Consider the following 722-nt stretch of genomic DNA (forward strand, 5'->3'; position numbering starts at 1 on the left):
GTCGCGTGGAAAACGTCACGGCCCCTCCGCGACGAAGGCCTGCCGCACTTCGATCGGCAACGGCTGCCCGGTGCGGGCGGCGCGCTCCAGCACATGCCAGTAGTAGCGGTAGCTCGCCCGGTCGTGCAGCGTGTCGCGGTGGCTGGTCGGCGCCCAGCGGGCCGCCTGGGCGGCCATCAGGATCTCGGTCGCGAGGTCGGTCTCGGCGGCGGTCGGCGCGAACGCGTCGACGATGGTGCGGACCTGGTCGGGGTGGATGCTCCACATGCGCAGGTAGCCGAGCTGGCGCGCGGCCTTCGTCGCAGCGGTTTGCAGCAGATCGAGCTTGCGGAACTCGGTGACCACGCAGTGCGACGGCACCTTGCCGTGGCCGTGGCAGGCGGCCGAGATCTCCAGCTTGGCGCGCAGCACCAGCGGGTGCTCGAACTGGCCGGTGGCGCTCATCGCCTGGTGGCCGATCGCGCCGCGGTGCGCCGAGACGAAATCCATCAGCCCGAACGACAGCGACTCGATGCGCGGGTGCGCGGCGATCGCGTCGACCTCGCGCAGCGCGCCGTGCGTCTCGACCAGCGCGTGGATCGGGATCTGGCGCTCGAGGCCGTGGCGCACGCCGGCGGCGTCGATCGACGAGATCGCGGCCTGCAGCTGCGCGAGGCTCTCGACCTTGGGCACCATCAGGTACGCCAGCCGGCTGCCGGCCTGCTGGACGAGCGTGTCGACAT

The 722-nt window shown here is 71.7% G+C and carries 1 protein-coding gene; it reads right to left on the bottom strand.

Annotation, left to right across the window (positions count from 1 at the left end; all coding sequences use genetic code 11):
• Window positions 1-15 precede the first annotated feature (15 nt).
• Window positions 16-722, bottom strand: a 707-nt coding sequence (locus tag AC1D01_RS37345; protein ID WP_477874954.1) for an HpcH/HpaI aldolase/citrate lyase family protein, incomplete at its 5' end; no start/stop codon positions are given.

This window comes from Rhizobacter sp. P3_B12 (assembly GCF_056402895.1).